Source organism: Geodermatophilus sp. TF02-6, from assembly GCF_003319115.1.
In the GTDB taxonomy this organism is placed as follows: Bacteria; Actinomycetota; Actinomycetes; order Mycobacteriales; family Geodermatophilaceae; genus Geodermatophilus.
The window spans coordinates 16723-37771 of record NZ_QOHF01000016.1 but is presented as its reverse complement, the minus strand read 5'-3'; the positions used below and the strand labels follow the sequence as shown (position 1 = coordinate 37771).

Below are 21049 nucleotides of genomic sequence, written 5' to 3'. Positions count from 1 at the left end.
TGCCGGTCACGCCGCCAGCGCGGCGTAGACCTCCGCGGCGTGGTCGAACACGGCGAAGTGCCCCTCGCCGGTCAGCCAGTGCGCGGTGCAGGCCGGCAGCATCGCGGCCAGCACCCGCCCGAGCCCCACCGGCACCTGCCAGTCCTGCGTGCCGTGCCACACGTGCACTCGCTGGCGCACCGCGGACAGCGGGAACCCCCAGGGCCGGAACAGCAGCGCGCGGTCCTCGGCCAGCGGTGCGGGGCCGCCCCGCAGCCCCTCGGTGAAGGTCTCGGCCAGCACCCGTCGGACGCCGGGCCGCCCGAGCACCCGACGGTCGGCGGGGTTGAGCCGGGCCTGCAGGTAGCGCGGGATGGCGGCCGGGCGCAGCGCGGCCGGGGCGAACACGGGCCGCAGCAGCGCCGCCGCCGGTGACGGTCGGTGCGCGGCCGCCCGCAGCCGCGCGGGCAGCCACCCCGGCCACGGCCACGGGACGTCGGGCGGCGGCGCGCCGCCGAGCACGCCGACGCCGCGCACCCGCGGCCCGAGTGCTGCGGCGCAGGCCAGCGCGTAGGCCGCGCCACCGGAGAGGCTCAGGACGGCGACCTCGCCGATGCCCAGGTGGTCGAGCAGCCGCGCGACGTCGTCGGGCCAGTCGGTCACCCGCCGGCCGGGCTGCGGGTCGGAGCGGCCGAAGCCGGGCCGGTCGGGAACGACGAACCGCACCCCCCAGCGCCGGTAGTCGGCGACGTCCTCGACGTGGCGTTCCAGCCGTGAGCTGGGCGAGCCGTGGCAGCCGAGCACCGGCCGGCCGTCGGGGTCGCCGTGCTCGGCCCAGGCCAGCACCCGCCCGTCCGGGAGCCGGAGCCGCCCCTCACGGTGCCCTGCTGCCTCACGGTGCCCTGCTGCCTCGCGCATGCCGGTCCGGTACCCCGGTGCGGGGCCCGGTGACCGCCCGCGGCGGGCAGGGCGCCCCTAGCCTCTCGGCGGTGCGCACCGACCGGGGCCTGAGCCGGCTGATCGCCCTCCTCGACGCGGTGGTGTCGATCGCCATCACCCTGCTCGTGCTGCCGCTCGTCGACCTCCTGCCCGACCGGGCCGCGGACGCCGACCTCGGCTCGGTGCTGGCCGACGAGGCTCCCCGGTTCGGCACGTTCCTGCTCAGCTTCGTCGTGATCGCGCAGCTCTGGCTGGTGCACCACCGGCTGGTCGAGCGGGTCGGCTCGTACGACGCCCCGTTCGTGCTGGTCAACCTCGTCTGGGCGTTCACCGTCGTGCTGCTGCCGTTCGCCACCGAGGTCACGGCGGTCTACGGGAACGTGCGCGCGGCCATCGCCATCTACATCGGCACGATGACGCTCAGCTCGGCCTGCCTGACCGTGCTCGGCCTGCTGGTCTGGCGCCGGCCGCACCTGCGCCGCTCGGGCCTGGGGGACGACGAGAGCGACCCGACTCCCGGGTTGCTGACCACGGGCACGCTCGTGCTCGCCCTCCTCGTCGCCGTCGCGTTCCCCGGCATCGGCTACCTCGCGCTGCTCCTGCTCTTCCTGTCCGATCCGGTGCACCGGCGGCTCGTCCGCCGGCGGGGCAGCGGGGGCTGAACCGGCCGAGCCGGGCCGCTGTCAGACCTCGGCGACGGCGAGCCGGCCGGTGGCCCGCTCGACCTGACCCACGACCACCACGGCGACCACGACCGCGGCCAGCGCGCCGACCACGACGACGGCCGGCAGCTGCAGCACCGCGTCGAGGGCGGCGACCGCGGCCGCGGCGACCGGCCACCACCAGCCGCGCCGCGTCCGCCGGGACATCCCGGTGTCGGTGACGGCGACCGACAGCAGGTAGACGGCGACCCCACCGGCCAGCAGCAGCCGGGTGCCGGCGGGCACCTCGCCGGCGCCGCTCTGGACGACGGCCAGCTCCACCCCGGCGCCGATGGTGGCCAGCGCCAGGGTCAGCGGCAGCTGCGCGAAGACGTACACGTCGTGCGAGCGCTCGCTGCGCCGTCCGCCCACCTCGTCGAGCAGCCGCTTGGCGCGGGCGCCGGCCAGGTCGAAGTAGCTCCACCACAGCGCCGCGGCCAGCACGAAGCACAGCACCGCGACCGGCAGCGCCGAGCCCGACCAGCCGGCGTCGGACAGCCCGTGCGCGATGCCCGACACCGACTCGCCGAGCACCAGGATCACGAACAGCGCGAACCGCTCCGGCAGGTGCTCGACGTGCAGCGGGACGTCGGCCGAGGAGCGGGTGGCCAGCAGCGGCACCAGCGCCTCCACCAGGACGGCGAGCGCCCAGAGGACGAAGCCGACCGGGCGCGGCACGGCCAGCGACACCGCCCACAGCAGCGCCCCGGCGGCCGCGCCGGACGTGTACAGCCGGGCGATCGGCCGGGCGGCCGGCACGTGCCGGTACGCCCGGTGGTACTGCAGCAGGAGCAGCACCCGCAGCAGGAGGTTGCAGCCGACGAAGACGCCGAACCGCTCCCCCGTCGCCTCGGTCGCCGAGGCGGCCATCCCGATGACGGCGGCCATCCCGCCGAGCTTGAACAGCCGGTAGACGACGTCGTCGTAGTCGAAGCGGTTGGCGTAGAGGGTGGAGCTCACCCACGACCACCAGACGATCGTGAACAGCCCGGCGAACACCAGCTCCCCGTGCCAGGTCACGTCGTCGCGGAACGCGATCGCCAGCTCCGCGACGACCAGGACGAAGGCCAGGTCGAAGAAGAGCTCCAGCCGCGAGGCGGAGCGCTCGTCGTCGGTGCGCAGCTCGGGGGTGCGCACCAGGCCCCCGGTCAGGGCGCCGAGGACGGAACGGGGGGACGTGCGGTCGCTCACGGTGCTCCCGGGGACGACGGGGCGGGCCGCCGGCCTGGCGGTCCCGGCTCCCTACCCGCTCGCCGCGCTGCCACGCGGCCGCCGGCGCCCCGCCCGGGGACGGCGCCGCGGCACCAGGAGGCCGCGGGGTCAGAAGTCGTGCGCCTCGTCGTAGCCGAGGTCCTCGCCGTCGGTGGGGTCGCCCGGTGGCGGGGTGCCCGTCGGCTCCGGGGCGGGCCGGGCGGACGGCGTCCCCGCCCCGCCGGGACCCGTACCTTCGGGGCCCGTGCCCTCGTGGGCCATGTCGTAGCCGTAGTCGCCGGACGGGTCCTGCTTCATCACGAGCCCTCCTCGCGGTGGCGCCGGAGCACCCATGCTCCGCCCGGCGGCTCGCCGCCCACAAGCTCGCCGTCCACACGCTCACCGGCCACACGCTCGCCGGCCACACGCTCGCCGGCCACGAGGCCCGGCGGGCCGCCGCTCAGGTGCCGACGACGGTCCGGACGGCGTACAGCTCGGGGAAGAAGGTGAGGTCGAGGGCCCGCCGCAGGAACCCCACGCCGGAGGACCCGCCGGTACCGGTCCTGGCGCCGATGGTGCGCTGCACGGTGCGCAGGTGGCGGAACCGCCACAGCTGCCAGTTGTCCTCGAGGTCGACCAGGCTCTCGCAGGCCTCGTAGACGCCCCACGGCGTGTCGGTGGACTCGTAGACGCGGCGGAAGACGGGGACGAGGTCGGGCTGGAAGGTCCACGGCTGCCGCACGTCCCGCTCCAGGACCGCGGCCGGGACGGCGAGGCCGAGCCGGGCCAGGTGGCGGAGGAACTCGTCGTACAGGGTCGGCGACTCGAGCAGCTCGACGAGCAGTGCGTGGGCGACCGGCTCGCGGTCGAACACGGGCAGCATGCCGGCGTTCTTGTTGCCCAGGACGAACTCGACCGCCCGGTACTGGTGCGACTGGAAGCCCGAGGCGTTGCCCAACGCCCCGCGGAACTGCGCGTACTCCCGCGGGGTGAGCGTGGCCAGGACCGACCACTGCTCGACCAGCGTGCGCTGGACGTTCTTGACCCGGGCCAGGCACTTGAGGGCCGGCGCCAGCTCGTCGTCGGCCAGGTACCGGCAGGCGGCCCGCAGCTCGTGCAGCACGAGCTTGAGCCACAGCTCGCTGGTCTGGTGCTGGACGATGAACAGCAGCTCGTCGTGGTGCTCGGGCGTGCTCCGCGGGTGCTGCGCGGCCAGCAGGTGGTCGAGGTCGAGGTAGCCGGCGTAGGTCGCGGCCGTGCCGAGGTCGGTGCGGATCGAGCTCTCCAGCGGCCGCACCGATCGCGACGGGTCCTGCTCCGACGACGCCACGCCGCGACCCTAGCCCCGGGTCACCGCCCTCAGCGGCTGCGGTAGAGCCGGGTCGTGACCGGCAGGAAGACCGCGGCGAGGGCGGCGGCGACGGCGAGCGAGACGACGATCGCGGTGCCGTCCGGGCGGCCGTCCACGAGCGAGCGCGCCGCTGTCGCCAGCACCGAGATCGGGTTGACCGCGACGAACGCACGCAGGGGCCCGGGCAGCGTGGCCGGGTCGACGAAGACGTTGGACAGGAACGTCACCGGGAACAGGACCAGGAACCCGCCGTTGAGGACCGCGGTCGGCGAGCGCAGCACCAGCCCCACCACCGTGAAGACCCACGACAGCCCGAACGAGAACACCACGACCAGGGCCAGGGCGCAGACCGCGCCGAGGACCCCGCCGTCCGGGCGGTACCCGAGGACGAGCCCGAACCCCAGGACCACCGTGCCGGCCAGCACGTAGCGGACGCTGTCGCCCAGCAGCGCCCCGAGCAGCGGCGCGGAGCGCCGGATCGGCAGTGACCGGAACCGGTCGACGACGCCCTTGGTCAGGTCGGTGTTCAGCGCGACGCCGGAGTAGACGGTCGTGAACACGACCGACATGACCAGCACCCCGGGCAGGACGTAGTCCAGGTACGCGGCCGTCGAGCCGGCCAGCGCGCCGCCGAACAGGTACGTGAACATCAGCAGGAACAGCACCGGCGTGGCGGTGACGTCGATGAGCTGTTCCGGCACGTGCTTGATCTTCAGCACGCCCCGCCAGCCGAAGGCCAGCGCGGTGGACAGCGCACCGGGCCGCGGCGGCCGGGCGGCGGAGGCGATGGCGCGGCGGACGGCGGCGGCGTCGGCCGCCCCCGGTGTCGTGGTCGTGCTCATGACGCCTGCTCCTCCAGGGTCGCGGCGGGCTCCTCCCCGGCGGCGGGCCCGGTCCGGGCCGGGTGACCGGTGAGCGCGAGGAACACCTCGTCCAGGCTGGGCCGGCCGAGGGAGAAGTCGGCGATGCCGACGCCGGCGCGGCCCAGCTCGCCCATGCCGATCGCGGCGCGCCGGGCGTCGGCACAGGTCGCCGAGAGCGCCGCAGGGTCCGGTTCCAGGGCCACCGGGCCGACGAGCGACTCGAGGACGCGGGCGGCCTCGGCGCGGCGGGCCGGGTCGACCAGCCGCACGTGCAGGGCGCCGGTGCCGACCGAGGCCTTGAGCTGGCCGGGGGTGCCCTCGGCGATCACCCGGCCGTGGTCGATGACCACGATGCCGTCGGCCAGCTGGTCGGCCTCCTCCAGGTACTGGGTGCAGAGCAGGATCGTCGTCCCCTCGGCGACGAGGGCCCGGGCGATCTCCCAGACCTGGTTGCGCGAACGCGGGTCCAGCCCCGTCGTGGGCTCGTCGAGGAACACCAGCTGCGGGGTGACGACGAGGCTCGCCGCGATGTCCAGCCGCCGGCGCATGCCCCCTGACCAGTGCTTGACCAGCTTCCCGGCGGCCGCGGCGACGCCGAACGCCTCGAGCAGCTCGTCGGCCCGGGCCCGCGCCGCGGGCCGGCGGTGGCCGAGCAGGCGTCCGATGAGCACCAGGTTCTCCCGGCCGGTGAGCTCCTCGTCGACCGACGCCAGCTGGCCGGTGAGGCTGACCAGGCCGCGCACCGCGTCGCCCTCGGTGACCACGTCGTGGCCGAGGACCCGCGCCCGGCCGGCGTCGGGTCGGACGAGCGTGGCCAGCATGCGGATCGTGGTGGTCTTCCCGGCGCCGTTGGGCCCCAGGACGCCGTAGATGGCGCCGGCCGGGACGGCGAGGTCGATGCCCGCCACGGCCCGGGTGTCCCCGAAGGACTTCTGCAGGCCGGTGGCCTCGACGGCGAGTGCGGGCTGCCCTGTCATGACGGCTCCTGTCGCGGGTGGTGCGTCGCGGCGTCCTCCGACCCACCGACGCGACTGTGCGCGGTCGGACCGGCGGACGCCACCGGTTTGCGCGGCCGTCGTGTCCCCGCCGGCCGGCGCTCGCGGTGGCCGGCCTGGGCTACTGGGTCGTCCCCGGTGCGCGCCGGTGCGGGTGGGCGACGCGCTCGGTGTGCCTGGCGACGGACTGGGCCCTGGGACGCGGCGGGACGACCCGGGTGGAGGCGTGGGTCGAGCCGGACGACGTCCCCTCGCAGAGAGTGCTCGCCAGGTGCGGGTTCGTCCGCGAGGGCGTGCTGCGCTCCGGACTGGAGGTCGGGGCACGCCGGACCGACGTCGTCGTGTTCGCCCGGACGGCCGTGGACCCGTCGTCGACGGAGGACGTCACGGACCCGGCTCCCTGACCAGCGGCGCGACCGACCACGACCGTCGGGACGAGCCGATCGGGACCCCGGGCACGGCAGCGGCTACGACCGCTCCTCGGGACGTCCGTCCGAGGCCCCACCGGTCCCGGTGTCGCCGGCGTCGAAGCGCACCTCGACCTCCTCGTGCTTGACCGCCTGCTGGGCGCGCGCCGCCTCGGCGTACACCCGCTCGTCGCCCTCGGTCAGGTCGGTGTGCTCGACGAACGGGGTGAGCAGCGCGCGCGGGTAGAGGTGGTCCACCCGGACGACGTCGATCTGCACGCACACCACGAGCGCGATCGCCGCGATGTAGACGAAGGCGAGCAGGCCGAGCACGAGGGCGAAGACCGCGTCGACGGCGCTGGCGTTGGCGACGACCCGGGCGACGTAGACCCCGCCGAAGGACTGCAGCAGCTGCCAGAGCACCGCGGCGGCCAGCGCGCCGGGCAGCACCTGCCGGGTGGTGAGCCGGCGGGCGGTGGTGATGCGGAAGCCCAGGACGAACACCGCCGCGTTGGCCAGCACCGTGACGACGGTGACCGGCACGTGCACCCAACCCCCGTAGGCCGCGGTGCCGGTGCCCAGCGCGGAGATCACCGTGCTGGCCAGCAGCAGCAGGCCGAGGGTGCACAGCAGCAGCAGACTGCGCCCGCGGGCCGTGATCGGATCGGGCCGGCTGTGCCGCGGCACCGCCCACATGCTGTTCATCGCGTGCTGGAGCGCCTGGCCCAGCCCCGTGGCCCCGTAGAGGGCGACCAGCCCGCCGACGACGATCCCGGTGGCCCCGCCGCCGAGGCCCTCCGGCCGGGCCAGCTGCGGCCCGATCACGGGGAACTCCGCCAGCGCCGAGTCGATCAGCTGCTGCTGCAGCTCCGGGTTGCCCTTCAGCACCAGGCCCAGGACGGTGGCCAGCAGGAGCAGCACCGGGAACAGCGCCAGGAAGCCGTAGTAGGTGATCAGCGCGGCGAGGAAGTGACCGTCGTCGTCGAGGAACTTGTAGAGCACCGCGATCGGGAACCCCGCTGCCGGGTGCCGTCGCTGGAACCGGTCCACCCGCTCGGCCCACCTCATGGCCCACCCCTGTCGGCTCGGCTGCCCGCACTCCTACCACGGCGGGTACCCGGCCGGAGGCAGTCGGGGCCGGCCCCGGCCGGTCCGGGCGAGCACCCGGGAGGCGCGCTGCGGCGGCTGAGCGCCCGCCGGTCAGGACGCCGTCGTCGGCTCCGGCGAGGGCTGCGACTCCGGCTGCGACTCCGGCTGCGACTCCGGCGCTGGCTCCGGCGCCGCTCCTCCGCGGCGCGCCACCAGCCCCGGAACCACCTCGGCGCCGGCGGTGGCCCCGGCCGCGCAGCCGAGCACCACCAGCCAGGACAGCGGGTCCAGCGGCGTGCAGCCGAAGAACCGGCTCACCCCCGGGGTCTGCACGACGGCGGCGAGGACGGCGAGCGACCCCGCCGCGGTGGCCAGCACCAGCGGGCTGCGCCGGCCGGCCCACGCGGTCTGCCCCAGCTGGGTGGTGATCAGCGCGGCCAGGCCCATGGTGCCGGCGCGCCCGCCGGGACCGGTGAGCCGGCCGACGGTCCAGGCGGCCGTCGCCCCGGCGGTCGTCGCCGCGCCGCGGACCAGCACCATCCGCCGGACCTCGCGGGCGAACCCGCGTCGGGGCCCGGCCCGCAGCACCGCGGCGAGCGGGTGGCCGGCCAGCGGGCCGTCGTCCTCGTCGTCGGCGGGGCGGGCGGGCGAGGGACCGGGCGCGGCCACGGCGACGGCCAGCGCCGGGAACATGTCGGTGAGCAGGTTGACCAGCAGCAGCTGCCGGGTGCCCAGCGGCGCCCGGCCGCCGAACGCGGCCCCGAGCACGGTGAACGCCACCTCGCCGGCGTTGCCGCCGACCAGGACGGAGACCGCGTCCTGCACCCGGGCCCACATCGCCCGGCCCTCGCCGATGGCGTCGACCAGCCGGGTCAGGTCCAGGTCGGTGAGCACCAGGTCGGCCGACGCCCGCGCAGCGGGCGACTCGGCGCCGGAGACGCCGACCCCGACGTCGGCCAGCCGGATCGCCGCGGCGTCGTTCACCCCGTCGCCGGTCATCGCCAGGGTGGCCCCGGCCCGGCGCAGCGCGGCGACCAGCGACACCTTCTGCTCGGGGGAGAGCCGGGCGAAGACCGCCGTGTCGCGCACCATCCGCGTCCGCTCGGCCTCCGAGGCCCGGGCGAACCGGCTGCCGGTGACCACCTCCTCGGCGTCCGGGACGCCGGCCTCGCGCGCGATCGCGCTGGCGGTCTCCGGGTGGTCACCGGTCGCCACCACGACCCGGACGCCGGCGGCCCGCAGCTGCTCGACCGCCCTCGCCGACGACTCCCGCACGGTGTCGGCCAGCCCGACCAGGCCGCGCAGGGTGAGGTCGCGGGCGGCCTCCTCGAGGTCGCCGGGGGCACCGTCGGCGTCCCGGTCGGCGACGGCGAGCACCCGCAGCCCCTCGGCGGCGAGCTGCTGCACCCGCTGCGTCAGGTCCCCGGCGTCCCGGCAGCGGCCGGCGACCACCTCGGGGGCGCCCTTGACCACCAGCCGGCCGTCGCGCACCGCCGCGGAGAACCCACGCCCGGCGGCGAACGGCAGGCTCTCGCCGGGCTCGCCGTCGGCGCCCACCCCGCGCTCCTCGGCCGCCTCGACCACCGCCCGGTCGGTCTCGTGGGCGTGCTCGTCGCCGTCGCCGACGCCGGCCGCGGTCAGCCGCAGCAGCCCGTCCTCGTCGAGGTCGCCGTCCAGCGGGACCAGCCGGGCCAGCCGCAGCCGGTTCTCCGTCAGCGTCCCGGTCTTGTCGAAGCAGACGGTGTCCACCCGGCCGAGCGCCTCGAGCACCCGGGCGCTGCGGACGACCGCCCCCCGCCCGGACAGCCGCCGGGCCGCGGCCTGCTGCGCCACGGTCGCCACCAGCGGCAGGCCCTCGGGCACCGCGGCCACGGCCACCGCCACGCCGTCCCGGACGGCGGCCCGCAGCGGGTGGCGCCAGAGCACGCCGAGGGCGGTGACCGCGGCGCCGCCGGCGAGGGTGAGCGGCAGCACGGCGCGGGTCAGTTCGCCGAGCCGGGCCTGGACGCCGGCGGGAGGAGCCGCGCCGCCGGCCGCCCGGGCCGCCCGCCCGGCCTGCGTCGCCGCGCCCACGGCGACGACGACGGCCCGGCCCCGGCCGGCGACCACGGTGGTGCCGTCGAAGAGCATGCAGGTGCGGTCGGCGACCTCCGCGCCCGGCGTGGCCGGCACGGACTTGGCCACCGACAGCGACTCGCCGGTCAGGTTGGACTCGTCGACCTCCAGGTCGACCGCCTCCAGCAGGCGGGCGTCGCAGGCCAGCACGTCCCCGGCCTCGACCTGCACCACGTCGCCGACCCGCAGCGCGCTGCCCGGGACGTCCTCGCGGCCGCCGTCGCCCTCCCGGTGCACCACCACGTCCTGCTCGAGCAGCAGCGACTCGAGCACGGTCTCCGCGCGCAGCCGCTGCAGGCCGCTGACCAGCGCGTTGCCGAGGGTCACGCTGCCGACCAGGACGGCGTCGGTGGCCTCGCCGAGCATCGCGGTGGCCGCCGCCCCCGTGCCGAGGACGGGGGTGAGCGGGTCGGCCAGCTCGGCGGCGACCGTGCGCACCAGCCGGGCCGGCACCCGCACCCCGGGCTGCTCGCGCACCCACCGCACCGGTCCGAGCAGCCGGCCGGGCCGCCGCTCGTCGGGGGTCGGGACGTCGGCCAGGCGGCGGAACACCTCGTCGGGGTCCAGCGCGTGCCAGGGCGTGTGCACCGCCGCCGGCGGGACCGGGCGGACGTCGACCCGGACGGCGCTCCAGGTGCCGGCCAGCATCGCGAACAGGGTCGCGGTCTTGCCGGGTGTGGTGGCCCGCTGCTGGCCGTAGCGGGCGCTGCCGACCGCGGCCAGCAGCCCGCCGAGGACGTTGCCGGTCAGCGCGGTCTGCACCGACCGCCGGCTCACCGCGCGCGCCGCGGTCGTGGCGGCGACCAGCCGGCAGGCCTCGACCAGCCCCGGGGGGGTGACCAGGTCGGCTCCCCAGGCCGGCGCGGACCCGGCCCGGACGGGTGCGACGCCGACGTCGGCGGCCAGCAGCGCGGGCCCGTCCACCGCCGTCACCAGGAGCACGCCGCGCCCGTCGTCCTGCAGCCGGCGGACGGTCTCGACCAGCGCCTCCTCCGCCGGTGCCACCTCGTCGGCGGCCGCGGCGACCTCCCGCGTGCCGGCGTGCGCGGTGAGCACGAGCCGGTGGCCGGCCGCGCCGACCGCGGTGAGCAGCGCCTCGGCGTGCGGGTCCAGCTCGGCCGCGACGGTGACCGTGCCCACCCGGCGGCGCCCCTGGAACACGGCGTGGACGGCGGCCCCGGGTGCGTCCGGCGCCTCCCGCGGCGGGCCGAGCCGCAACCGCCCCGCGCCGTCCCCGTCGCCGTCCTCCCCGCCGGCGGAGCCGTCGTCGGCGCGGACCAGGCGCGCCGCGGCCGACCAGACGGTGGCGTCGTCCCACCCCGCGGCCCGGGCGCTGGCCTCGAGGACCACCGGCGGGCCGGTGCACAGCGCGGCGCCGTCCACGACGACCGCGTCGACGCGGTCCAGTCGCCGGTAGGCCGAGCCGTCCATCGGCAGCACGTCGCGGCGGCACATGAGCAGGTCCAGGGTGGTGGCGAACGCCTCCCGCCCCTGGACGGCGACCTTCGGGGTGAGCGCCTTGAGCAGGTCGGCCGAGCGGCCGGGCCGGCGGGTCAACCCCAGCAGGCCGAGGGCGGCGGCCAGGTCGGTGGGGCCCAGCCGGTCGCGGTAGGTCTCGATCGGGCCAGGCGGCAGCGGGCACGGCCGCGGCCCGGGCGGCGGGAGCGGATCGGTCGAGCCGCCGTCCGGCTCCGGGCGGCACAGCTCCCACTCGCGGCGCCGCCACACCTGCCGGCGGCCCCGCACCTCCGCGACCTCCTGGAGCGCGGCGGCGGCGTTGAGGGCGGGCACCGTGGGGCTCTGGGTCAGCGCGTGCAGCAGCGCGCTGGTGCCGGTGAGGAGCAGGTCGGTGCCGACCGGACCGATCCGCCGGGCCAGTGCCCGCTTGACCCACTGCTGGGAGTCCAGCAGGGCGACGGCGAGGGTGGCGTGGCGGGTGAGCGCCGGGATCGGCAGCAGCCGCGCCGCGTAGGCCACGCCGACCGCGGCGAGGTCGACCCCGGCGGTGATCAGCGCCGCCAGCAGCGGCTCGAGGTCGGCGGGGTGGTCCTCGCGCTGGGGGAACACCCCCGTGCCGCCGCGGGCCTGCTCGATCGCGGTGACCGTGCCGACGACGTCCTCGACGGTGACCTGGCGGTCGTCGAAGGCGACGAGGACGCGCCCGACGACGTCGTTCACCGTCGCCCACTCCACGCCCTCGAGCCGCTCGAGCTGGCGGCGCAGGGCGGAGCGGACCTCCGGGGCGTCCTCCGCGGCCGGCGCCTCCAGCTCGACCTGGACCCGGCCGCGGTCGGTCCACACCCGGCGGGTGCGCCGGGCCAGCGGCGGCTCCACCATCCCGCGCGCGGTCTGCACGATGCCGCGCAGCTGCCCGCCGGGCAGCGGGTCGGCGCCGGTGACGAGCGTGCCGACGGCGCGGGTGCCGGTGACCGCGGCGGTGCGGGCCAGGGAGAGCGAGCCGCCGGCCACCGCTGCGGTGACGTCGACGGCCGCACGGGCGCCGCGGCGCGCGGTGTCCCCCACGAGCCCGGCGGCCACGGGGACCGTCCCCCCCACCACCCCCGCGGCCAGCCCGGCACCGGCACCGGCCAGCCCCGCGGCCGCACCGAGCGCGGTGCGGGCCGACCGGATGCGGCGGGTCAGGGACATTCGGCCTCCTCGGACCTCACTCCCGGGAGGGGAGACCCTGCGGACGGTACGCCCGCCGGGGCCCTACCACGCCCTTGGACGGCGCGCCGTCCGACCCCCGGCCGTGCCAGCCGCGTCCCGGCGCTGCGTACGGTCGCGGCATGGCGCTCCGGGACGACGTCGTGACCGCTCCCTCCCCGCGGCTGCGGAACGCGCGGGCCGCGGTGGGCGCCTGCTTCTTCGTCAACGCCGTCCTCTACGCCAACCTCGTGCCCCGGCTGCCGGAGGTGAAGGAGCGGCTCGGCCTCTCCGCGACCTCCCTGGGGACCGCCCTGGCCGCGCTGCCGCTGGGTGCGCTGCTGGCCGGGCTGTCCGCGGCGGTGCTGATCCGCCGCCTCGGCTCCGGCCGGGTGGCCTCGTGGGGCCTGGTGCTGCTGGCCGGCGTGATCTGGGCGGTGGCGGTGGCGCCGAGCTGGGGCGCCCTGGCGGCGGTGCTGCTCGTCGCCGGCGCGCTCGACGCCGTCGTCGACGTGGCCCAGAACGCGCACGGCCTGCGGGTGCAGCGGCGCTACGGGCGGTCGATCCTCAACGCCTTCCACGGCATCTGGAGCATCGGCGCGGTCGCCGGCGGCATCCTGGGCTCGGCCGCCGCCGGCCTCGGCGTCCCGCTCGGCGTGCACCTGGGGATCTCCGCCGCCGTCTTCGGCGGGGTGGCGCTGCTCGCCTCCCGTGCCGTGCTGCCCGGGCCGGACGACGCCGGCCGCGACGCCGCGCCGCACGGCGGACGACCGGGCCCGGGCCGGCACCCCGCCCGGGCGGCCGTCGCGGCGCTGGCCGCCCTGGGCGTGCTCGCCGTCTGCGGCGCGCTCGTGGAGGACGCCGGCGCCTCGTGGAGCGCCCTGTACCTGCGCGAGGAGCTGCTCACCGGCGCCGCCACGGCCGGGCTCGGGTTCGTCGCCCTGCAGGCCGCGATGACCACCGGGCGGCTCACCGGCGACCGCGTCGTCGACCGGTTCGGCCGGCGCCGGGTGGTCCGGGTCGGCGGCGCGCTCACCGCCGCCGGGATGGGGCTGGCCCTGGCGCTGCCGTCGGTGGCGACCACGCTGGTGGGCTTCACCCTGGCCGGCCTGGGCGTGGCCACCCTGGTGCCCGCCGTCTACGCCGCCGCCGACGAGCTGCCCGGGCTGCCGGCCGGCCTGGGCCTAACGGTGGTCAACTGGCTGCTGCGGATCGGCTTCCTGCTCTCCCCGCCGCTGGTCGGCGCGGTCGCCGACGCCACCAGCCTGCGGGTCGCCCTGCTGACCGTCGTCCTCGCCGGGCTGGGCGCGCTGGTGCTGGGCCGGACCCTGCGCCCGGCGCCGCCGGTGCGTGCCAGGCTGTCGGCGTGAGCGGTGCCCCGCAGTACGCCGTGCTCGAGTACACGCTGGCCGACGACTACCTGCAGCGGCGCGCGGCGCTGCGCGAGGAGCACCTGGCCCTGGCCAGGGCGGCGCACGAGCGCGGCGAGCTGCTGCTGGCCGGCGCCCTGCCCGACCCCCACGACCGCGCGCTGCTGGTGTGGACCGCGCCGCGCGAGGTGGTCGAGCGGTTCGCCGAGTCCGACCCCTACGTCGTCCACGGCCTGGTGACGAGCTGGGTGGTCCGGCCCTGGGCCGTCGTCGTCGGCTGACGCGGCAGGGTGCACCGCGGCAGGGTGCACCGCGGCCGGGTGCACCGCGGCGGGTGAGCACCGGACCGGGCACGGACACCGCCGGAGGACGTCGTCATCGGGGTCGCACGAGGATCTTGACGTTCTCCTTGTTGTCGACCAGCTCGCGGAAGCCCCTCTCGACGATGTCGTCGAGCCCGATCCGCCCGGTGATGAACTGGAACGGGTCGACCCGGCCGCTGGCCACCATCTCGATCGTGGCCGGGTGGTCGCCGGCGTAGGCCAGGCTGCCCAGCAGGTTGACCTCGCGGAACACCAGGTCGTTCACCGCGACGCTGGCCTCGTGGCCCCAGATGGCGACGTTGACGCAGGTCCCGCCGGCGCGGGTGCAGCGGATCGCGGTCGCGAGCACCTGGTCGACGCCGGCGCACTCGAAGGTGACGTCCGCACCGCGGCCCTCGGTGAGCTCGTCGACGGCCTCGGTGACGTCGACGGTGCGCGGGTCGAGCACGGTCGAGGCTCCGGCGACGGAGGCCTTCTGCTTGCGGGCCTCGGCCGGCTCCACGACGACGACCTGCTCGACCCCGGCGGCGGTCAGGGCGGCGGTGGTCACCAGCCCGATGGGGCCGGCGCCGAACACCACCGCCGAGTGCCCCGGCCGGGCGCCGGAGATCCGGACCGCGTGGTAGGCGACGGCGAGCGGCTCGACGAGCGCGCCGACGTCGGTGCCCAGCTCGCCCAGCGGGTGGATCCACCGGCGCTCGGCTACGACCAGCGGCGAGAAGCCCCCGCCGCCGCCGGAGAGGCCGACGAAGCCCAGGCTGCGGCAGACGTTGTAGCGGCCGCGCCGGCAGGCGTCGCAGCGGCCGCAGACGACGTAGGGCTCCACGGCCACCCGGTCGCCGACCCGCACGTCGTCCACGCCCTCGCCGACCTCGGCCACCACGCCGGCGAACTCGTGCCCGAGGGTGACCGGCACGCTCTCCCCCGTCAGCGGGTGCGGCGCCTCGGCGGTGGGCACGAAGATCGGGCCCTCGAGGTACTCGTGCAGGTCCGACCCGCAGATGCCGCACCACTCGACCTCGACCGCCACCGTGCCGGGGCCGACCTGCGGCTCGGGTACGTCGTCGATGCGGATGTCGCCGCGACCGTGGAACCGGGCTGCCTTCACGACGCTGCCTCCATGTCGCTGTCTGTCGTCCCTCGAGGGCCCTCCGCGGGGGAGGCTGCCGCCAGCACACCCCGGCCCGCCCGACGGGGGAAGGCGTTGCAGCCGGTTGCAGCCCGGTCAGGCGGCGGCCGCGCTCCTTCCCGGAGTGTCCTGGAGGCGACGGTCGGCGGTGATCATGGGGTTGTTGTCGGTGACACGGCCGGACACGCCGCAGCGGCCGGCAACGACCCCATGATCACGGCGGGCAGGGCGAACGTCGGGCAGGGTGAACGGCGGGCAGGGCGACAGGCGCCGTCAGCCGGCGAAGGCGCGGCTGAGCGCGGGGGCGACGTCCCGGTGGGTGCGGATGCGGGTCAGCCGTCCCCGGCCGGCGCGGGCCAGTTCCCGCCCCAGCTGCAGGTCGTGCTCGCCGGAGACGTCGAGCAGCACGTCCAGGCGGGGCAGCCGGGCGGCGTCCGGCCGGGGGTCGGGGCCGGCGTTGTGCACGCAGTCCGACAGCAGCACGACGCGCGCGTCCCGGGCCGGGACCCGGGCCAGCTGCCGGGCGGCCTGCTGCAGCGGGAAGGCGACGTTGGTCAACCCCCGGGCCGGGACGGCGAGCAGCTGGTCGAGCAGCGTCAGCGGGGCGACCGGCTGGCCGAGGTGCAGCAGGACGGCGGCGTCGGACCAGAAGGCGAGCACGGCCAGGTCGTCGCGGGACAGCTCGCCGGCGAGCGCGGCCACGGTCGCGGCGGCGGTACGGACGCGCTCGCCGCGCATCGAGCCGGACACGTCGACGGCGAGCACCACCGACCGGCGGGTGCGCACCCGGTCGCGGACGACGATGTCCTCGTCCTCCGGCACCGGCCGCTCGGCGAGCACCTCGATGGTGCGGTCGAGGTCGATGTCGTCCGAGCCGCCGCGGTAGGGCACGCTGGCCAGGTCGCCGGCGCCGCGGCGGGTGAGCACGTCGTGCCGCGGGCGGGGCACGGCCAGCCGGGCGGCGATCTGCCGGGCGCGGGCGCGCACCTGCGGGTCGGGGCCGGGGCCGTCGGCCGGCAGCTCGACCAGTGCGGCCGGCTCGTCGGTGGTGCCCGGGGCGGTGCTGCCGGGCGGGGCCGGGCCGCGGCGCCCTCCGCCGGGCCGCGCGGTGAGCACCGTGCCGCCGCCGGCTCCGCCGCTGCGCTGCTCGAAGAGGGTCGGCTGCTCGGTCAGCTGCTTGGGCCGGCGCCGCAGCGGAGGGCGGCGGTCCGCCCGCGGCGGACCGGGACGGCGGATCGGCGAGTCGGCCTCGACGGCCCTTCAACCCGGGGCCGCGGTGGCCGGCTGCAGCACGAAGTGGTCCTCCCAGATCTCGCGGAGCACCCGCTCCGCGCTGGTCTCGGCCGCCTCGTCGAGGTGGATGCGCCCCGACAGCGCCACCACCATCGCGTCGAAGACGGTCTCCGGGTACCGCTCGTCGGCGGCGTCCCCGATGCCGCGCAGCGCGGACAGCTGCAGCGCGACCAGGACGGTGTCGATGGCCCCGCGCACGCTGCTGCCCTGCCGTACGTCGGGGTGCGTCCGGGTGGCCCGGGTGACCGCGACCCCGTCGGTGACCAGCCGGGCGCGCAGCGGCCCCTTCCCCCCGCCGGCCCGCAGCGCCACGATGTCGCGTTCGGCCTCCTCGTCCTGGTAGCCGATCGCCAGCCGGCAGAGCCGGTCGTGGACGCTCGTGGACAGCCGGGTGGTGCCCACGTTGTCGTAGGGGTTCATCGACGCGATGACCCGGAACGTCGGGCGGGCGGTGACCGTGCCGACCCGGGGCACGGTGATCGAGCGGTCGGCGATCGCGGTGAGCAGGGTGTTGAGCGTGTCCTCCGGCGCCCGGTTGAACTCCTCGATGTAGAGGAAGCCGCCGGCCTGCATCGCCTCGACCAGCGGCCCGGGCACGAAGTTGTCCGCGCTGTAGTCCTCGCGCAGCACCCGCGCCGGGTTGTGGTGCCCGACGATCTTGGCCGGGGTCAGGTCGGCGTTGCCCTCGACGAACAGCAGCGGGATGCCCCACTCCGCGGTGATCGCCTTGAGCATGGTGGTCTTGCTGGTCCCCGGGGGGCCCTCGAGGACGATGTCCCGGCCGGCGGCGACCGCGGCCAGCACCAGGTCCAGCTCGGACTCCCGGCCGACCACGCGCCGGCCGACGCGGGCCCGGACGGCGGCGACGCCGTCCCCGGCGACGTCGTCCACCCCCGTGCTGTCCACCCCCGCGCTGCGCTCGGTTCCTGCGGCCACGCGCCCCTCACCCCCGCCCGGGGACGGCGCCGACTCGCCCGGTCGGGACGGCACCGTCCCGCTCCCGTCCTGCCACGTCGTCCCTCCTGGGTCCGATGTCACCCGTCCTCCGCCGCGGCGGGCCGGCCGCGCCGCCGGGAGGGCGACGCGGCCGGCTTCGTCCCGCGACGGGTGGGGCGCTCCCCGTCCCGCGCTCCCCGTCCCGCGCTCCGCGTCCCGCGCTCCCCGTCCCGCGCTCCGCGTCCCGCGCTCCCCGTCCCGCGCTCCCCGTCCCGCGCTCCCCGTCATGGCACTGTGCCACGGACCGCGGCGGTGGGCTGCTCAGTCGGGGAGCAGCCGGCGCAGCACGCCCTTGGCGGTCGAGCCGAGCCGGTAGGACTGCACCAGCCACGAGCCGCACACGATGTTGGCGCCGGCCAACGCCGGGACGGCGAACTGGGTGACCCGCTGCCGGCGCTGCCACTTCGTGATCTCGGCCGGGGTGCCGGCGGTGGGCAGCGTGGCGTCCTTGACCTCCACCTGCTCCCCGCGCCGCTGGGCCTCCTCGGCCAGCTTGCCGATCCGGCTGCCGCTGTAGGCGGCGTACCCGGTGGCGGCCGCGCCGGCCACCGCCAGCCCCGCCTTGAGGGCGCCGACCGAACCGAAGCCCTTCTGCAGGGCGAGCCGCCGGCCGCCGACCTGGGTCAGCCGCAGCCCGGCCAGCAGGGTGGCCGCGATGCCGCCCCACTGGGCGGGGGCGTACCGGCGCCACGCGGAGCCGGCGACCCGGATGCGGTCGATGCCCTGCGACAGGTCGCTGCCGGACTTGTTGACGCCGGCGATGCCCATGACCGCTCCGCCGAGCCACAGCGCCGAGCCCAGGTCGTGCACCGCCTGCGCCACGAAGTGGTTGTCACTGCTGGTCATGTTCTCTCCCGTCCATGGGTCGCTGTCCTGGGTCGCTCCCCCGTACCCCGACCGGTGACCGGGACACCCGCCCGAGACGGTCGGCCGGGTTGAACCCCGCGTGCGGTGGGGTATGGGGAGCCCGGCCGTGGGTTCGGGCAGTCGGACTCCCAGGCCCGGATCCCCGCGGAGAGTCGCATGCTCCCCTCCGTCGCCCCCCTGTCCGAGGTCGACCGCCGCATCCTCGCGGCCCACCGCGACCTCGGCGTGGCCCGCGCGTCGTTCGCCCGGTCCCCGAGCGGTGCGGCCATCACCGCCTGCCAGGCCGCGGAGGCGCGGCTCGACGAGCTGCTCGACGCGCGGTTGGACCTGATGAGCACCGCCCGCCCGCCCGGCGTCGTGACCCGCCGCCCCCGGGTGCCCGACCGGGCCGGCGACCGATGAGGGAGGCTGTGTGCACGGCCGCGCCGGCCCGGACCGGCGGCGGGCCGACTGACCTGGCGGGGCGGACCCGCCGACGACGAGCAGTGCAGGAGCACGTTGATGCCGCAGGGCACGGTGAAGTGGTTCGACGCAGAGAAGGGGTTCGGGTTCATCGCCCCCGACGACGGAGGGCGTGACGTCTTCGTCCACTTCTCCGCGATCGACGACCAGGGCGGCTTCCGCACCCTCGAGGAGGGCCAGCGGGTCGAGTACGAGGCCAGCGAGGGCCAGCGCGGCCCGCAGGCCGACTCGGTGCGCCCGTCCGGCGGGGGCGGCCCGCGGCGGCCCGACACCGGGTACGGCCGTGACCCGGGTCCCGCCCGCGGCCGGTCGTCGTCCCGCGGTGGGCGCAGCACCGGGACGGTCTCGTGGTTCGACCCCGACAAGGGCTTCGGGTTCATCGCCCCCGACGACGGCGGCCCCGACGTGTTCGTGCACTTCTCCGCGATCGCCGACCGGGGCGGCTTCCGCACCCTCGAGGAGGGCCAGCGGGTCGAGTTCGACGTCACCCGGGGCCAGCGCGGGCCGCAGGCCGAGGACGTGCAGTCCCTCGAGCGGCCCGGCGGCGGGTACCGCGAGCGCGACCGCGACCGCGGTCGGGACGCCGGGCGCACCGGCGGCCGTCCCGGCGGCGGTGGTGGCGCCGGCGGCCGCGCCGGCGCCGGCGGTGGTGGCGGTGGCCGTGCCGGCCGGGGGAACGGCACGGTCAAGTGGTTCAACGCCGAGAAGGGGTTCGGGTTCATCGAGCCCGACGACGGCGGCCCCGACGTGTTCGTGCACTTCTCCGCGATCGCCGACCGGGGCGGCTTCCGCTCCCTCGAGGAGGGCCAGCGGGTCGAGTACGAGGCCAGCGAGGGCCAGCGCGGCCTGCAGGCCGACCACGTCGAGCCGGCCTGAACGAGGGCCCCGTCCTCCCCGTTCAGAGCATCCGGACGTCGGCCTCCACGGCGTCGAACGCCTTGCGGGCGGCGATGAGCACCGGGTCCCAGACCGGGGAGAACGGTGGGGCGTAGGAGAGGTCCAGCGAGAGGATGTCGCCGACGGCCATCTCGTTCCAGATGCAGATGGCCAGCGCGTCGATCCGCTTGGCCGCCGCCTCCTTGCCGACGATCTGGGCACCGAGCAGCCGCCCGCTGCGCCGCTCGGCGGTCATCTTGACCCGGATCGGCCGGGCCCCGGGGAAGTAACCGGCCTTGGTCGTCGAGTCGACCAGGGCGGTGACGAACTCGTACCCGGCCGCCGTCGCCTCCCGCTCGGAGAGCCCGGTGCGCGCCGCCTCGGTCTCGCAGATCCTGGTGACCGCCGTGCCGATGACGCCGGGGAAGGTCGCGTAGCCGCCGCCGATGTTGATGCCGGCCACCCGACCCTGCTTGTTGGCGTGCGTGCCCAGCGCCACCACCACCCGCTGGCCGGAGAGCCGGTGGCGGGACTCGACGCAGTCGCCGGCGGCCCACACGCCGTCGACACAGGTGCGCATCCGCACGTCGACGTCGACTCCCCCCGAGGTGCCCAGCGGGATTCCGGCCTCCTCGGCCAGCCGCACCGCCGGTCGGACGCCGAGGCCGAGCACCACCAGGTCGGCGGGCAGCTCCCGGCCGCTGGCCGTGACCACCGCCCGTGCCCGGTGGTGCGCGTCGACCTCGATGGCCGCGACCCCGTCGGAGAGGACCAGGTCGATCCCCTCCTTGCGGACGGCCTCGGCGATGAACTCGCCCACGTCCGGGTCGAACGTCCCCACCGGGGTGGCCGAGCGGTCGACGACGGTGACCTCCAGGCCGCGGATCCGGCAGGCCTCGGCGATCTCCAGGCCGATGTAGCCGCCGCCGACCACGACCACCCGGTGCACCTCGTCCCGCTCGAGCTCGGCCCGCAGCGCCACGCCGTCGTCGAGCACCTGGACGCCGTAGACCCCGGCGGCGTCGATCCCCGGCACCGGCGGCCGCATGGGCACGCTGCCGGTGGCGTAGACGAGCTGGTCGAACGGTTCGACCCCTGAGCCGCCGGCCTCGAGGTCGCGCCAGTGGACGACGCGCCGGTCGAGGTCGATGCCGACGACCTCGGTGCGCATCCGGACGTCGATGCCCATCGCCCGGTGCTGCTCGGGCGTGCGGGCGATCAGGTCCGCCTCGGAGTCCACGGCATCGCTGATCCAGTACGGGATGCCGCAGGCGGAGTAGGACGTCGCGCGACCCCGCTCGAACATGACGACGTCCAGGTCGCGCCGTCGCTTCTTCGCCTGCGACGCCGCACTGCCACCCGCCGCGTCCCCGCCCACCACGACCACCCGTTCGCCCATGCCAGCGGACGTTAGGTGACCCGGCCCGCGCCCGCCGGTCCAGGAGCAGCGCGACCGC

The 21049-nt window shown here is 76.8% G+C and carries 18 protein-coding genes and 3 pseudogenes; 8 read left to right on the top strand and 13 right to left on the bottom strand.

Translation table 11 applies throughout. From position 1 onward, the window contains the following. Positions 1-6 precede the first annotated feature (6 nt). Positions 7-825, bottom strand: coding sequence for an alpha/beta fold hydrolase (locus tag DQ238_RS15145; protein ID WP_233495992.1), 819 nt, complete (start codon positions 823-825; stop codon positions 7-9). Positions 826-968: 143 nt separating this feature from the next. On the opposite strand from DQ238_RS15145, the gene DQ238_RS15140 reads away from it, so the two are divergent. Then, positions 969-1580, top strand: a complete 612-nt coding sequence (locus DQ238_RS15140; protein WP_113782165.1) for a TMEM175 family protein — start codon at positions 969-971, stop codon at positions 1578-1580. Positions 1581-1601: 21 nt separating this feature from the next. On the opposite strand, the gene DQ238_RS15135 is transcribed toward DQ238_RS15140, so the two are convergent. From DQ238_RS15135 to DQ238_RS15115, 5 genes are all read right to left on the bottom strand, one after another. Further along, complete coding sequence (locus DQ238_RS15135) at positions 1602-2810, bottom strand: low temperature requirement protein A (RefSeq protein WP_113782108.1); 1209 nt, start codon at positions 2808-2810, stop codon at positions 1602-1604. Between the two features lie 129 nt (positions 2811-2939). Further along, entirely contained in the window at positions 2940-3128 is a 189-nt protein-coding gene (locus DQ238_RS15130) for a hypothetical protein (RefSeq protein ID WP_147263089.1), read from the bottom strand. Positions 3129-3270: 142 nt separating this feature from the next. Further along, positions 3271-4140, bottom strand: coding sequence for a tryptophan 2,3-dioxygenase (locus DQ238_RS15125; protein ID WP_113782106.1), 870 nt, complete (start codon positions 4138-4140; stop codon positions 3271-3273). Positions 4141-4169: 29 nt separating this feature from the next. Next, positions 4170-5003, bottom strand: coding sequence for an ABC transporter permease (locus tag DQ238_RS15120; protein ID WP_113782105.1), 834 nt, complete (start codon positions 5001-5003; stop codon positions 4170-4172). Continuing rightward, positions 5000-6001: an ATP-binding cassette domain-containing protein gene (locus DQ238_RS15115; protein ID WP_113782104.1), complete on the bottom strand. Its 1002-nt coding sequence runs from the start codon at positions 5999-6001 to the stop codon at positions 5000-5002. The genes DQ238_RS15120 and DQ238_RS15115 overlap by 4 nt, the downstream gene beginning before the upstream one ends. A 17-nt stretch (positions 6002-6018) precedes the next feature. Between DQ238_RS15115 and DQ238_RS15110 the strand changes: the two genes are divergently transcribed. Continuing rightward, positions 6019-6423, top strand: coding sequence for a GNAT family N-acetyltransferase (locus tag DQ238_RS15110; protein WP_370447520.1), 405 nt, complete (start codon positions 6019-6021; stop codon positions 6421-6423). Between the two features lie 63 nt (positions 6424-6486). Here DQ238_RS15110 and DQ238_RS15105 read toward each other — a convergent pair whose 3' ends face one another. Next, entirely contained in the window at positions 6487-7494 is a 1008-nt protein-coding gene (locus tag DQ238_RS15105; RefSeq protein WP_113782102.1) for a YihY/virulence factor BrkB family protein, read from the bottom strand. Positions 7495-7626: 132 nt separating this feature from the next. Continuing rightward, positions 7627-12279, bottom strand: a complete 4653-nt coding sequence (locus tag DQ238_RS15100; protein WP_113782101.1) for a cation-translocating P-type ATPase — start codon at positions 12277-12279, stop codon at positions 7627-7629. Positions 12280-12419: 140 nt separating this feature from the next. Here DQ238_RS15100 and DQ238_RS15095 point away from each other — a divergent pair, with 140 nt between their 5' ends. Then, entirely contained in the window at positions 12420-13646 is a 1227-nt protein-coding gene (locus DQ238_RS15095) for an MFS transporter (RefSeq protein ID WP_113782100.1), read from the top strand. Beyond that, complete coding sequence (locus tag DQ238_RS15090; RefSeq protein WP_113782099.1) at positions 13643-13927, top strand: YciI-like protein; 285 nt, start codon at positions 13643-13645, stop codon at positions 13925-13927. Before DQ238_RS15095 ends, DQ238_RS15090 begins: the two co-directional genes overlap by 4 nt. Positions 13928-14021: 94 nt before the next feature. Here the strand turns inward: DQ238_RS15090 and DQ238_RS15085 are convergent, their stop codons facing one another. The 4 genes from DQ238_RS15085 to DQ238_RS15070 all read right to left on the bottom strand — a co-directional run bounded on the left by DQ238_RS15085 (position 14022) and on the right by DQ238_RS15070 (position 18233). Next, on the bottom strand, positions 14022-15077 hold the full coding sequence (locus tag DQ238_RS15085; protein WP_113782098.1) for a 2,3-butanediol dehydrogenase: 1056 nt from the start codon (positions 15075-15077) through the stop codon (positions 14022-14024). 294 nt (positions 15078-15371) lie between these two features. Continuing rightward, complete coding sequence (locus tag DQ238_RS15080) at positions 15372-16214, bottom strand: VWA domain-containing protein (RefSeq protein WP_233495991.1); 843 nt, start codon at positions 16212-16214, stop codon at positions 15372-15374. A gap of 144 nt (positions 16215-16358) precedes the next feature. Beyond that, positions 16359-17327: a MoxR family ATPase gene (locus tag DQ238_RS15075; RefSeq protein ID WP_233495990.1), complete on the bottom strand. Its 969-nt coding sequence runs from the start codon at positions 17325-17327 to the stop codon at positions 16359-16361. 321 nt (positions 17328-17648) lie between these two features. Further along, positions 17649-18233, bottom strand: a complete 585-nt coding sequence (locus DQ238_RS15070) for a hypothetical protein (protein ID WP_113782095.1) — start codon at positions 18231-18233, stop codon at positions 17649-17651. A 177-nt stretch (positions 18234-18410) separates the two neighbouring features. On the opposite strand from DQ238_RS15070, the gene DQ238_RS15065 reads away from it, so the two are divergent. The 4 genes and pseudogenes from DQ238_RS15065 to DQ238_RS23810 form a co-directional block, all read left to right on the top strand. After that, complete coding sequence (locus tag DQ238_RS15065) at positions 18411-18656, top strand: hypothetical protein (protein ID WP_113782094.1); 246 nt, start codon at positions 18411-18413, stop codon at positions 18654-18656. Positions 18657-18755: 99 nt separating this feature from the next. Continuing rightward, positions 18756-18953, top strand: a pseudogene (locus DQ238_RS23320) (cold-shock protein); the annotation flags it as partial. 93 nt (positions 18954-19046) lie between these two features. Continuing rightward, positions 19047-19238 (top strand): annotated as a pseudogene (locus DQ238_RS23815) (cold-shock protein); the annotation flags it as partial. 156 nt (positions 19239-19394) lie between these two features. Continuing rightward, a pseudogene (locus DQ238_RS23810) lies at positions 19395-19592 on the top strand (cold-shock protein); the annotation flags it as partial. A 22-nt stretch (positions 19593-19614) separates the two neighbouring features. Here DQ238_RS23810 and DQ238_RS15055 read toward each other — a convergent pair. Then, positions 19615-20991 carry an FAD-dependent oxidoreductase gene (locus tag DQ238_RS15055; RefSeq protein ID WP_113782092.1) on the bottom strand — a complete coding sequence of 459 codons (1377 nt, stop codon included), beginning with the start codon at positions 20989-20991 and terminating at the stop codon, positions 19615-19617. Positions 20992-21049: the final 58 nt, after the last annotated feature.